This is a genomic window from Lutibacter sp., assembly GCF_041562875.1.
Taxonomy (GTDB): domain Bacteria; phylum Bacteroidota; class Bacteroidia; order Flavobacteriales; family Flavobacteriaceae; genus Lutibacter.
The window spans coordinates 1-13,679 of the sequence record NZ_JBFFOE010000069.1; the positions used below are offsets into that span (position 1 = coordinate 1).

General features: G+C 27.4%; 13 protein-coding genes and 1 pseudogene. 7 read left to right on the forward strand and 7 right to left on the reverse strand.

Annotated elements, in window-relative coordinates; genetic code table 11:
• Positions 1-1,413 (forward strand): CHAT domain-containing protein (locus tag ABY863_RS09770; RefSeq protein WP_372794303.1); only part of this gene is annotated, 1,413 nt, incomplete at its 5' end.
• Positions 1,414-1,435: 22 nt separating this feature from the next.
• Positions 1,436-1,888: a retropepsin-like aspartic protease gene (locus tag ABY863_RS09775; RefSeq protein ID WP_372794305.1), complete on the forward strand. Its 453-nt coding sequence runs from the start codon at positions 1,436-1,438 to the stop codon at positions 1,886-1,888.
• A 12-nt stretch (positions 1,889-1,900) separates the two neighbouring features.
• Here the strand turns inward: ABY863_RS09775 and ABY863_RS09780 are convergent, their stop codons facing one another.
• The 4 genes and pseudogenes from ABY863_RS09780 to panB all read right to left on the reverse strand — a co-directional run bounded on the left by ABY863_RS09780 (position 1,901) and on the right by panB (position 4,925).
• Complete coding sequence (locus ABY863_RS09780; RefSeq protein ID WP_372794307.1) at positions 1,901-2,188, reverse strand: TM2 domain-containing protein; 288 nt, start codon at positions 2,186-2,188, stop codon at positions 1,901-1,903.
• A gap of 451 nt (positions 2,189-2,639) precedes the next feature.
• Positions 2,640-3,572, reverse strand: a pseudogene (locus ABY863_RS09785) (2-hydroxyacid dehydrogenase); the annotation flags it as partial.
• A 65-nt stretch (positions 3,573-3,637) separates the two neighbouring features.
• The gene (locus ABY863_RS09790) at positions 3,638-4,066 is read right to left on the reverse strand and encodes a hypothetical protein (protein ID WP_372794309.1); all 429 of its coding nucleotides are present in this window, start codon (positions 4,064-4,066) and stop codon (positions 3,638-3,640) included.
• Between the two features lie 40 nt (positions 4,067-4,106).
• The gene (gene panB, locus ABY863_RS09795; RefSeq protein WP_372794311.1) at positions 4,107-4,925 is read right to left on the reverse strand and encodes a 3-methyl-2-oxobutanoate hydroxymethyltransferase; all 819 of its coding nucleotides are present in this window, start codon (positions 4,923-4,925) and stop codon (positions 4,107-4,109) included.
• A 164-nt stretch (positions 4,926-5,089) separates the two neighbouring features.
• Between panB and ABY863_RS09800 the strand changes: the two genes are divergently transcribed.
• The 5 genes from ABY863_RS09800 to ABY863_RS09820 all read left to right on the forward strand — a co-directional run bounded on the left by ABY863_RS09800 (position 5,090) and on the right by ABY863_RS09820 (position 11,346).
• On the forward strand, positions 5,090-5,884 hold the full coding sequence (locus ABY863_RS09800; protein WP_372794313.1) for a sensor histidine kinase: 795 nt from the start codon (positions 5,090-5,092) through the stop codon (positions 5,882-5,884).
• Between the two features lie 127 nt (positions 5,885-6,011).
• On the forward strand, positions 6,012-9,629 hold the full coding sequence (locus tag ABY863_RS09805) for a PAS domain S-box protein (RefSeq protein ID WP_372794315.1): 3,618 nt from the start codon (positions 6,012-6,014) through the stop codon (positions 9,627-9,629).
• A gap of 134 nt (positions 9,630-9,763) precedes the next feature.
• Complete coding sequence (locus ABY863_RS09810; RefSeq protein ID WP_372794317.1) at positions 9,764-10,333, forward strand: sigma-70 family RNA polymerase sigma factor; 570 nt, start codon at positions 9,764-9,766, stop codon at positions 10,331-10,333.
• A gap of 12 nt (positions 10,334-10,345) precedes the next feature.
• Positions 10,346-10,594: a hypothetical protein gene (locus ABY863_RS09815; protein WP_372794319.1), complete on the forward strand. Its 249-nt coding sequence runs from the start codon at positions 10,346-10,348 to the stop codon at positions 10,592-10,594.
• A 110-nt stretch (positions 10,595-10,704) separates the two neighbouring features.
• Positions 10,705-11,346, forward strand: a complete 642-nt coding sequence (locus ABY863_RS09820) for an O-methyltransferase (RefSeq protein ID WP_372794321.1) — start codon at positions 10,705-10,707, stop codon at positions 11,344-11,346.
• Positions 11,347-11,348: 2 nt separating this feature from the next.
• Here ABY863_RS09820 and ABY863_RS09825 read toward each other — a convergent pair whose 3' ends face one another.
• The 3 genes from ABY863_RS09825 to ABY863_RS09835 all read right to left on the reverse strand — a co-directional run.
• A complete protein-coding gene (locus ABY863_RS09825) occupies positions 11,349-11,909 on the reverse strand; it encodes a phosphatase PAP2 family protein (protein ID WP_372794323.1) in 561 nt (186 codons plus the stop codon).
• A 2-nt stretch (positions 11,910-11,911) separates the two neighbouring features.
• Positions 11,912-12,229 carry a twin-arginine translocase TatA/TatE family subunit gene (locus tag ABY863_RS09830; RefSeq protein WP_372794325.1) on the reverse strand — a complete coding sequence of 106 codons (318 nt, stop codon included), beginning with the start codon at positions 12,227-12,229 and terminating at the stop codon, positions 11,912-11,914.
• Positions 12,230-12,311: 82 nt separating this feature from the next.
• A partial coding sequence (locus ABY863_RS09835; RefSeq protein ID WP_372794327.1) for a hypothetical protein occupies positions 12,312-13,679 on the reverse strand: 1,368 nt, incomplete at its 5' end.

Below are 13,679 nucleotides of genomic sequence, written 5' to 3' on the forward strand. Positions count from 1 at the left end.
AAATCGGTAGTTTTATTAGAAGCAAAAGAAGCAACTTTTTTAAAGTCAAATATTAAAAATGATTCTTTATTTGTGATTGAAAAAGAATTGCTTTTTAAGAAAGCACAATTAAATAAAAGCATTGCTATTGAAGAATTAAAAAAAGAAAAAGCATCGATAAAATTATTGGCAAATTTCACCAATGAGCGAGCGGCTATTTTTAATAAACTTCAATTATTAAAGCAGGAAATTCAAGCAAAATACCCAACTTTAAAAGTTCAAAATGATAGTTTAATTACTTTTAAAAATATTAAAGAAAAGCTTTTAATAAATAATGAATCTTTGGTTGAATTTTTTGAAGGGAAAGAGAATGTTTATATTTTTTCAATTTCAAACGGAAAATCAGCAAAATTAGAGAAGATTGCAAAAGACAGTGATTTTAATTTGTCTGTTACTGAATTTTTAAACCTGTTTTCCGATAGTAGAGGGACTACTTTACAAAACAATGTTTCAAAATATACTTCATTAGGGTATCTATTATATCAAAAAATATTCAAAACAGCATTGAATGAAAAGATAATTATTGTACCGGATGGTTTGTTTTCATTTCTACCTTTTGATGCTTTAATTACAGAAGAAACTTCAATAACTAACTTTGAAAAATTACCTTATTTAATCAAAAAAAATAAAATTAGTTACGCATATTCAGCAAGTATTTTAATTCACGAAAATAAAGTGGTTAAAATACCAGAAGAAAATTTTATAGGATTTTTCCCAATTTTCAAGGATAATTATCGTGATTTATCAGAATTAATTTACACTTTACAAGAAGCCAAAAGTATTGAAAAAACAAGAGATGGTGCGTTTTTGTTAAACTCAAACGCTTCAAAAAATGCATTTGAAACATTGGCTAAAAACTATTCCATCATTCATTTATCTACACATGCAACTGCAGGAGATTATTATATGCCACCAGCTATTCATTTTTATGATGAAACTTTATACTTACCTGAAATTTATGGTTATAATTTACAAGCTGATTTGTTGGTTTTAAGTGCTTGTGAAACAGGAATAGGAACTTTAAGAAAAGGAGAAGGCGCTATGAGTTTAGCCCGTGGATTTTCGTATGCTGGTGTAAAAAATTTACTAGTTTCATTATGGAAAGTAAATGATAAATCTACCGAAGAATTAATGGCCGGGTTTTATAAAAATTATAAAAAGAGCGGTAATAAATCTGAGGCTTTGCATGTTTCTAAACTATCTTATATAAACAATGAAACTATTTCTGCTAGTAAAAAATCACCATATTATTGGGCGAGTTTTGTATATATTGGTGATGTAACTTCCATAGAAAATAGTGATTTTAACTTCGTTTGGTTTTTAATTCTTGGATTCGTTTTAATAGCAGGTTATCTTCTTTTAAAAAAGCGGTAAATTTGACCGAAATAACTACTACATGAAATTAAATAATATTCTGATAAGAAAGGGCTATACCAAAATAAAACTCAAGAAAATTAACACCAACCATTTTGAGTTAAAAGCAACCATAAATGGTGTTGAAGGTAGATTTATTTTGGACACTGGAGCTTCAAACTCTTGTGTTGAAATTAAGTTAGCTGAAAAATTTAAGTTAGCTGTTAAAGATTCTGAAACTAAAGCTGCTGGAGCAGGAGCAATTGGAATGGAAACTAAAATTTCTTCAAAAAACAGATTGGAGTTTAAAGGATGGAAATATAATAATTGCCATCTAGTATTATTAGATTTAACCCATGTAAATACCGCTTTAACTGAGCATAAAGCGAATGCTGTAGATGGAATTATAGGCGCTGATATTTTAGAAAAAACAGGCGCCATAATTGATTACAACGAACAATGCTTGTATTTAAAAAGACTGGTGTATAAGTTTTAATTCTTTTTTATTTTAGAACCACTCTTTTTTGTTTGTTTGGTATGTGTACTTAAACTCTTCATCAGATTTAGTGAGGTAAATAATACCTTCAATTAATCCAATTATACTAGTTAATGCAGCTCCAATACCACAAGTTATTATGGTAATTACTAACATAATAATACCCTGAGTTGTATACCCAAGGACAAATTTATGAACGCCGAAAGGACCTAACAAGATAGCTAATACACCTGCTAATACTCTTTTACTTTCTTCGTTACTTTTTGGAATTATATTTCCATTTTCATCTAGTACATCCATAATGTGTTTTTTTAATTATTAAAAATATAACTTTTTATAAAAAAGAAGCGTCAATTGGCTCCCAAAGTTCAATTTTATTTCCATCAGGGTCTAAAATCCATCCAAATTTTCCATAGTCATATTCTTCTACCTCACCAACAATAGTGACTCCTTCTTCTTTAAGTTTAACTATAAGTTCTAATAAATTATCAACCCTATAATTAAACATATACTCTTTTGTTGAGGGCGAAAAATAAGTGGTGTCATTTTTAAACGGACTCCATTTTGTACTTGCAGGTTTACCTTCTTTATCTTTCCACCAAAAAGTACAACCCCAATCATCTGTATTAAAACCGAGGTGGTTTTTATACCATTCTTTTAATTTAACGGGATTTTCAGTTTTAAAGAAAAGTCCACCAATACCAGTAACTCTTTTAATTTCAGGTTTAATTTCAGGGGTCTTTTCAGCGAAAAATTCAGCATCAACTTTATCAACAATCGTTTGCGCTAATTTAATGTTAGATTCAACAGTCCAACCAGCAATATGAGGTGAAAGAAGTACATTTTCTGCATGAATTAAGTAATTAAAAGCTTCAGGAAGCGTATCGTTTTCAAATAAATTTTCAAACGATAATTTTTCATATTCCAATACATCTAAACATGCACCTAATACTTTTTTATTAATAAGTGCTTCAACTAAATCATCAGTAACAACAGCGGAACCTCTTGCTGTATTTATTAGATAAAAAGGGTTCTTAAAATTATTGATAAATGCATCATTTACCATGTTGTGCGATAGCTTATTAAAAGGAGTGTGTAAACTTAAAACATTGGTTTTTTCTTGCAATTCTTCTAAGGAAACTTGTCTACAATTTTCATCGCCCACACCTTCTTTAATATCATAACAAATAACTTCTACATCAAAACCTTTTAATTTTTTAGCAAAGGCTTTGCCCATATTTCCATAACCAATAATACCAACCGTTTTACCTTCTAATTCAATTCCTCTATTGGCTTCACGTAACCATTTTCCATTTCTAATTTCAAGGTCGGCTTTTTTTAAATTGTTGAAAAGACTTAAAATCATTCCCAACGCATGTTCACCAACCGCATTTCTGTTTCCTTCAGGAGCTGAAATTAAACAAATGCCTTTTTTTTTGGCATATTCTTCATCAATACTTTCAAGTCCTGCACCAACACGAGCTATAAATTTTAAGTTGCTTGCTTTGTCTAAAAACTGCTGATCAATGTTGAATCTACTTCTGATAACAACACCTTCATATTCACTTATTTTTTCTTCAATTTGAAGTTTAGTTGACGTGAAATCTTTTTCACAAATACAGCCTAATTTTTCTAAACCAGATTGTAAAAGTGGATGGTTATTGTCAATTATAAGAATTTTCATGGGTAGATTTTTTGGTTGTATTTAGTTTAAATTTTAGCTTAAATTTCATACATTTTGTACGTAATTTAATCTAATGAAAAATAAATTGGAAGAGTATATTTTACTCCTACTGGTTTGCCATCTATTATTCCAGGACTCTTAATTTTAATTTTTTTCAGAGCTCGGATAACTTCATTTACAATCTCATCATTATCAAAATCAACCTTAATATCAGTTATTTTTGCACTTTTTGAAATCTTAAAAAAAGTATTTATTTGATATTTTCCATTAGGTAAATTTTGTTTTAGAAAAACAGAAAATTTTAAATTTTTGTTAATTAGTTTCGAAATTCTATCTTGAAGACATATTGCAATCTCCTTTTTATCAACTTTAGAATTGCATCCAGAAATAATTGGAGGAATATCAAGTTCTGTAATTAATTCCGCTTTTTCTTCTTGAGCAGTAATATTAAAGCTTAGTAATGATAGGAATCCTAATATTAATAATCTTTTCATAGTTTTTCTCTTTAATTGGTTGCAACATCTAATACACTTACTAATATTGCTCTTCTTCATTTGGGAAATCGCTACTTTTCACATCTTTAATATAGCTTTCAAAAGCATCATTCATTTCTGTATATAAATCTAAATAGCGGCGTAAAAAACGTGGATGAAATTCGTGGGTCATTCCCAACATATCATGAGTAACTAATACTTGACCATCTACTCCATTTCCAGCTCCAATTCCAATTACAGGAATAGATAAACTTTCAGCAACTTCTTTGGCTAATTTTGCTGGAATTTTTTCAAGTACCAATGCGAAACACCCTAGTTCTTCTAATAATTTAGCATCTTTTTTTAATTTTTCAGCTTCTTCTTCTTCTTTTGCTCTTACTGAAAAAGTTCCAAATTTATAAATAGATTGTGGTGTTAATCCTAAATGTCCCATCACAGGAATTCCAGCAGTTAAAATTCTTGAAATAGATTCAGCAATTTCACTTCCACCTTCCAATTTAACAGAGTGACCGCCAGATTCTTTCATGATTCGAATTGCTGAATCTAAGGCGCTTTTAGAGTTTCCTTGATAACTACCAAAAGGCAAATCTACAACAACAAGCGAACGATTTGTGGCTCTAACAACTGAACTTGCATGATAAATCATTTGATCTAATGTAATAGGTAAAGTTGTTTCATGGCCAGCCATAACGTTAGAGGCTGAATCACCAACTAAAATAATATCAACACCAGCATTATCAACAATTTTTGCCATAGTATAATCATAGGCAGTTAACATGGCAATTTTCTCACCATTGTTTTTCATTTCCGTTAATGATTTTGTGGTAATTTTTTTGTAACTTTTTTTTGCTGCAGACATTCTATATTGTTTAAATCTTAAAAGGTAAAAGTACTAAAAAAAACAGTTTTGTTTTAAAAAGATTTCTTTTAGATATTTTTGAAATTAGATTTATAACTAAGCATTTAAATATAATTTTGAGAAACATTATAATAAGATTATATTTACTTAAAAATTAATCTATTTTGAGCGAGCGTAAAAATAATTCTGAAGCTTACATTCATGAATTAGAAGAAAAAATAGTAGATCTAAGTTTAAGGTTAAAGGGTAAAACCAGCGAATTAAATTCGGTTAGAGAAAGTAATACTAAATCTATTGGTAAATTAATTCATAATTTAAGAAACCCAGTTGGAGTTATTTTTTCTTTTTCGGAGATGATTTTAGAAGATATTGAAGAGTATACTCCTGAAAAATTGGAAAAACATTTGCAAATAATTAAAAATTCAGCCAATTTTTCATTACAACTATTAGCAATAGTTGCAAAATATTCACAGCTGCAATCACCTAATTTAACGTATTCTTTTAAAAGCTTAAACTACACTGAATTAGTGAATGTTATTATAAATGAATTTAACGCTATTTCAGTTGAAAAAAATATTCAAATTGAGCATGTATTTTCTGAGAATCCAATTAGTTTAACCATAGATGCTACTGAAATTTCAATAGCTTTAAGGAATGTAATAAATAACGCATTTCGTTACTCAACTAATAATACATCAATTAAAATAACTGTAAAAGAGAATTTAAACACTGTTGAAACTATAATTATTGATGAAGGAATTGGAATTTCAGAAGAGAATTTACCCGATATTTTTAATGAATTTTTTGTAGTAAATACCTATTCAGAAGATAAACAAAAATGCATTGGGTTAGGTTTGTCAATTGCAAACAAAATTATTAAAGACCATGAAGGAACAATTTCTGTAACAAGCCTTTTAAACAAAGGAACACAAATTAAAATTAGACTTCCTAAAAAATAACTTTTTGTTTTTTATTATAAAGTTACTATATTTAACTATCTATATTTAAATGATATAAAAAATTTAAAAAGAAGTTTTTCACAAATTTAAGGTTTTTGAAAATCTATAAAATTATCCTAAAACCCCTATGCCAACAAAACAAGAATTAGATGATAAATATTTTTGCTTTTTTGAAAACGCACCTATCGCCCTTTGGATAGAAGATTTTTCTGAAGTGAAAAGTTACGTTGAAAAGGAAATTTTAAAAAATAATTTAGATATTAAATCCTTTATTACTGGTAACCATGAAGTTATTCATAAATTAAGTTCTTTAGTAAAAATAAAAGAAGTTAATGCAACTGCAGTTAAGTTATATAAAGCTAAAGATAAATTACATTTATTAAATAATGTATCTAATGTGTTTACAGAAAAATCATTTGTTGGGTTTTCACAACTAGTCACAGATATTTTAACCGGTAAAAAAGAATCTTCAATAATAACTGTTAATAAAAATTTAGAAGGCGAAGAATTTGATGTTTTACTTAAATTTAGTGTTGAATCTAAAAATAAGAGTTTAGAGAATGTAATTGTATCTGCGGAAAATGTTACAGACAAAATTATTTCTAACAGAAAACTTGACACTACTAAAAATCTTTTTTCAAATACACTTTCAAGCATAAAAGATGGTTTTGTAATTTTAGATTATAACTCTAATTATTTATACATAAATCAGGAAGCGGCAGATTTATTAAATATTAAAAACCCACAAGGGCTTATAGGAAAAAATATTTGGAATGAATTTCCAGAGAAAGAAGGCGATACGTTTTACGACTTTTACCATAAAGCAATTGAAACCAGAAAACCAATACAATTTGAAAATTACTTTAGACCTTGGAATCGTTGGTTTGAAAATAGAATTATACCTTCAAATGAAGGTATATTACTTTTTTTTCATGAAATAACCAATAAAAAAAAGTTTGAAGATAAAATTAAAGAAGCTTATAATATTATAAACAAAAGCTCATCTGTTGCAATTTTATGTAGAAACGAATGGAATTTCCCTGTTGAATTTGCATCTGAAAATGTATTCGATCTTTTTGGTTATTCTTACATAGATTTTTTGTCAAATAAAATAAAAATTGCTGAAATAGTATACCCTGAAGATTTAAAATTTATTAGAAATGAATTTTTAAAGTTGATTAAAAGTAACGATTTACAAACAATAAAACCAAAACCTTTTAGAATAATTACTAAAAAAGGTGAAGTTAAATGGATACGATCAAACATTGACACAATTAGAAGTAAAAATAAAAAAATAACTCATATTCAAGGAATTATAGAAGACATTACAGAACAAAAAAACACTGAAGATTTACTATTTGAAAGAACACAACGGTTAAAAGATCAATTTAGTAACACACCGTTGGCATCAATTATGTGGGATTTAGATTATAAAATTTTAGAATGGAACAATTCAGCAGAACGAATTTTTGGATATACTTCAGAAGAAGTAAAAGGTAAAAGTTGTAAAAATTTATTAACCCCACCTCATTTATTTTCTGAGATGAAAGCGCTTAGGGATACATTATTTATTGAGAATTTCAGTTTAAAAAACACCAATGAGAATATTACAAAAAGTGGAAAAATAATAACTTGTGAATGGTATAGTGTTAAGTTAAAAGATGCCAAAAACAATACAATAGGGTCAGCTTGCCTAGTAGATGATATAACGGAACGTGTTAATGCAAAGAAATTAATTGAAAAATCAGAAAAAAAATATAAAGCAATTTTCGAAAAAACAATTGATGCAGTTTTTATACTAAAAGATAACGTGTTTGTTAATTGTAATGAAGCTACTTTAAAAATGTTTGGATATGAAAGTAAAGAATCTTTTTTCCAAATACATCCATCAAAAGTATCACCTGAAACACAAAAAGGAGGGGAAAGTTCGTTTATAAAGGCTGAAAAAATGATGAAAATTGCTTTAGAAAAAGGAAGCAATAGATTTAGATGGAATCATCAACAAAAAAATGGACATGTTTTTCCGGCTGAAGTTTCTCTTACAAGAATTGAAGATGTTGATAACAAAACAACAATACACTGTGTTGTTAAAGATATAACAGATACTGTAAAAAATGAAGAACTTGAACATGTGTTATATAATATTTCAAAAGCTGCATTAACAACAATTGGCTTTCATGAGTTTGGAATGTTTATTAAAAATGAATTGCATAAAATAATTAACACCAATAATTTTTATATAGCACTTTATAATGAAGAAACAGACATGATTTCAACTCCTGTTTTTGTTGATGAAAAAGAAGATGTTGAAGATTTTCCCGCAACAAACTCTTTAACAGGTTACGTAATAAAAACAAAAAAACCTTTATTAATAACTAATAATGAACATTTACAGTTAATTGGGCAAAAAATTGTAGGCTTAATAGGTTCAGCTGCAGAATGTTGGCTGGGAGTTCCTTTGCTTATTAATAATAACTCTATTGGTGCAATAGTTGTACAAAGTTATACAAATGAAAATGCTTATTCTGAAAATGATGTGCAATTATTAGAGTTTGTAGCGGAACAGCTTAATACAACTATACAACGAAAAAAAGCGGAAGATGAATTAAAAATTGCGTTAATAAAAGCCCAAGAATCCGATAAATTAAAATCATCTTTTTTGGCAAATATGAGTCATGAAATTAGAACGCCAATGAATGGAATTATTGGGTTTTCAGAATTATTTTTAGAACCTAATTTATCAGATATAGAAAAACAAAAATATGCTAAAATAGTAATTAGTAGCAGCAAGCAATTGCTGTCTATTGTAAATGATATTTTAGATATTTCAAAAATTGAAGCAGGCGCAGTTCAATTACATTATGAAAGTATAAACTTAAATAAATTGTTAGATAATTTATATAATTTTTACAAGCCTAAAGCTCTAGAATTGAATCTAAAAATCCATCGTGTAAAAGGATTAACAGATTTGGAAAGTTTTATTGAAATTGATAGTGTTAAATTGAATCAGGTTTTAACAAATTTACTGTCAAATGCATTTAAGTTTACTGATGAAGGTAGTGTTGAATTTGGATATCAGCTTATAGGAGATAAACTTCAATTCTATGTGAAAGACACTGGAATAGGTATTGAAAAAAATATTCAAGATAAAATATTTGATCGTTTTATTCAGGCAAATATAGATTTAAAAAAGAAACTTCAAGGAACTGGACTTGGATTGGCCATTTCAAAAAAATTTATAGAACTATTTAAAGGTGAAATTTGGATGGATTCTAATAATAACGGAACCATCATTTATTTTACAATTCCCTATATAAAACCAAAAACATCACTAATAACTTCTGTTGTAGAAGACCAAAAACCAATATTGCAAGTGAAAGATCAAGAATTAACAATTTTAGTAGTTGAAGATGAAGAATACAATATGATGTATATTCATGAATTGTTTTCAAAAACCAATTTTAAAATTATTGAAGCTGATAATGGAAAACAAGCTATTGAATTATCAGATAAATATCCTGAAATTGATTTGATATTGATGGATATTAAAATGCCAATTATGGACGGAAATGAAGCGATGAAAGAGATAAAAAAGAAAAAACCATCACTACCCATAATTGCATTATCTGCCTTTGCCATGGAATCTGATAAAAAAGATGCTATAAAAGATGGGTTTGATGCATATTTAACAAAGCCAATTGATAAAAAGTTGCTTTTCAGCGTTATTGGTAAACACACCAATTAAATACAAAACTATTGCTTAAATTTTATTATTAAAAAAGAGCAAAAGAAGGCTGTGAGTTTTATAAATAATAAAACAATATATTAAAGAAGAGTAATTTTAATTCTATATTTTAGCGATAAATTCATTAAAAATTAATGCCTTCAACGAACAAACAGATATTAAATCCAAATAAGTGGATAGAACTTCATGCAGATTATTTGTACAATTATACCATTAGTAGAATTAACAATGAAGATTTAGCAAAAGACATTATCCAAGATACTTTTTTTGCCGCGTTAAAAGCCCAAACTAATTTTAAAGGTTTAGCCAGTGAACGAACTTGGTTAATTTCTATACTAAAAAGAAAAATTATTGATCATTATCGTAAAATAAATTCAACAAAAGGCAAAGCTGAAGTTAAAATGAATTTTTATTCGGATGGAGATAGAGAAGGAGAATGGATTGAAGAACGAGCACCAAGTTCTTGGGGAAGTGAAATTGAACAAGTTATTGAAAATGATGAATTAAGTGAAGCCCTAGAAAATTGTATTGAAAATTTACCAGAGAAATATGCTATGGTTTTTAGAATGAAAACAATTCAACAGTTTGAAACTGAGGAGATTTGTAAGGAGTTAGATATTACATCGTCCAATCTTTGGGTAATTATCCATAGAGCCAGAACTCAGTTAAGAAAATGCATGGAAGAAAGTTGGTTTAAAAATTAAAGAATACAAAAAATGAAAATAAGCTGCGACGAAGCAACAAAAATTTGTGATAAAAGTCAATACAGAGAAGCTTCATTATGGGAAAAAATTAAATTAAATTTTCATTTGTTTTTATGTAAAAAGTGTGGACTTTATTCAAAACAAAATGGAATATTAACGAAATGTTATGAGCTTCATAAAGATTCTGAAAGCAGAAAAAAACACTGTTTAACGGAAGAAGATAAAAAATATTTAGAACAAGAGTTGAAGGCTAGAATATAGCACATATATTTAAAATCATATTGAAACCCACTAACAGATTATATTTTTACCAACCTAAATTTATTTCAAAATAATAGATTTTTATTAAACCTCATTTATATTTTTAGAAAATGAATTTTTTACCTGATAATATTGACAAATATGTTGTAGCTCATTCTCAAAAAGAACCAGAATTATTACAACAATTAAATAAAGAAACTTGGCAAAAAGTATTAAATCCTCGTATGCTAAGTGGTGCTTTTCAAGGACGTGTTTTATCTATGATTTCTAAATTAATACAACCAACTAGTATTTTAGAAATTGGAACTTACACAGGGTATTCAGCTTTATGTTTGGCAGAAGGAATAAAAAAAAATGGTACGCTTTATACCATTGATAAAAATGAAGAATTAGAAGGTTTTGCAAAAAAATATTTTGATAAATCAAATTATCAAAATCAAATAAAACAATTTATTGGGGATGCATTAAACATTATACCTACATTAAATCATAAATTTGACTTGGTTTTTATTGATGCTGATAAATCAAATTACGTAAATTATTTCAATTTAATAATTGACAAAATGAACCCCGGAGGTGTTATTTTATCAGATAATGTATTGTGGAGTGGTAAAATTGTTGAAGAAATTAACCCTAAAGATACAGATACAAAAATATTGATTGAATACAATAAGTTGTTAAATTCTGATACTAGAATTGAAACTGTACTATTGCCAATTAGAGACGGGTTAACAATAAGTAGAGTTAAATAATATTAGCGTTTTAAAACTGAAAACTCAATTATTTTATAAAAAATAAGTGCAACTAAATAGCCTAAAAGCATTCCGAACAATATATCAATAGGGAAATGAACGGCTAAATAAATTCTACTGTACGCAAATAATATTGGGAATAAAAACAGTACATAAGCGTATTTATACTTTTTTTTCAAAATCCAAAATAGTATAAATGTAATAGTAAAAGATACGGTTGAATGCCCTGAAACAAAACTAAAATCATTTTGTTCAACTAAAACTCTAATAGAATTATTTATAGAACTATCGTTAAGGGGCCTAAGTCTTTGAATATAATTTTTAATAATAGATACAATCAATAAAGAAAAAACACCACTTAAAACTGTAATTAAAGTAATTAGGATTGTTTTTTTGAACCCAAATGACTTATAACCTAAATAAAAAAACAAAAAAACTAAAGGAATCCAAGGAAGTGGATTTGTAATAAAAAGCCAAAAAGCATCCCAAGTTATAGAACCCTTTGAATGTAAGAAAAGGAGTAATTGTTTATCGTAATTAACAAGTGAATTAAAAAAATCCAAGATTATTTATTTCTTTTTACAGGCCCAGTGATATCATCAATAATAGTATCTTTTATTTTTGAAACAGGTCTGCTAAAGTCATCAAAATTATCTTTCACCTTGTTTATTTCCTTCCTAATATTTGTTGCTATATCAATGTCAATATCGTTCTTTTCAGCACTGTTTTTAATTTCTCGCTTAATATCATTGGTTGCATCTTTAATTTGACGCATCCCTTTTCCAAGTCCACGAGCTATTTCTGGTAGTTTATCAGCACCAAATAGCATTACGGTAATAACAAGAACTACAAATATTTCAGCTCCGCTAATAAATAGAAACATAATAAATTAATTTAGATAGCAAAGGTAGTTAAAAAAGAGTTCGAAATTATACAGAAACTCATTTTGAATATTTTATAAATATTTAAAAACCCATTGAACCTGTTTTATAAACGGTATTAAATAACAATCCATCTTCTGAAAAACCATTGATAATAAACTGGAATTCATTTGAAAACTCATTTGTTGGAATTTTAATAATCGTTTCACCTTTTTCATTAGTTTGAAGATTGTTTTTCCAATCAATTTCCGACCAATTATAAGCATCTTCAGTATAAATATTATACATTGGTTTATAATAATCCGTTGCTCTATCAAAACCTGTAAGTAGTATTAAATCTTTATAAAGTGTTTTCCCGTATTTATAATATTTGTGGTTTCCTTTTTTACGATAAATTTTAAGAATTCCTCCTACAGCATTTATTCCCCCTCCAGCTCCAAATCTATTTATCAATATTTCATCTATGTCAACCATACTAATAGATTCTAGAATTTCAATTTGACTTTCTTCATCCAATATTACGTCATCTATATATAAAATTGGCTTTGGTTGACTCTGCCCATCTAAAGCAGCAAAAGATATTATTGCATTTCTAACTTTAAGATAGCAGTCAGGACAATTACCTTTTACCATTCCTAAATTCTGAAAGTAATGCAATAAATTTAGATAATTATCTTGAATACGTTCAGTAACTTTTATACTTTGGTAAAAACCGGCAGCAATTACTCTATGTTTACTTGCCAAATCCATTTCATCATCATAAAAAGTTCTTTCTCTTTTAGATTTCACTGTTTTTAAAATAACCTGTTTTAAAACTTCTACATTAGGATACTTAGTAAAATTTGAAACACTTGATTCTTCATTTGAAACAACTATTTCTGCTTTAATAATTGGATTTTGGTTCATATTATTTGGTATGAAGCTAAACTTATTAATAATTGTAGAATCAGGAATAAAAGAAACTTTTAAAGGTTTTACCAACGGAGATTTGTTTTTAATTAAGGCTATTTTAATAGAATCATTTTTATAACCAAAAACATTTTCAAATGAAAATTGATTGTTTTCATTAATTTCACTGGAGGCAATTAAACCACCTTTTTTTGACATAATACCCATATTATATCCTTTTGGATACCATTTTATTTTACCATTTACTGTAAAACCACTTTCAAATTTATAAAGTTCTTCTGGATTTATTTCTTTGATTTTTTCTTCTAAAGAATATGCACTCCATCCTTGATTTAATAATAATAAATCTAAAAATTCTTTCTTTTTTTGACTTGAATTTTCAAAATAATAAGACGGATTTTCTATAGTTCCTTTTATATATGGTGTTAATAAAAAAGCACTTTTAATTGTCTGATTTTCATGAAAATTCTTTGAGTTTTTAGGAAGTACTGAAATGCTTAATTGAGATAAAACTGGCTCTAATTTTGAATTTAAAGTTTTAAT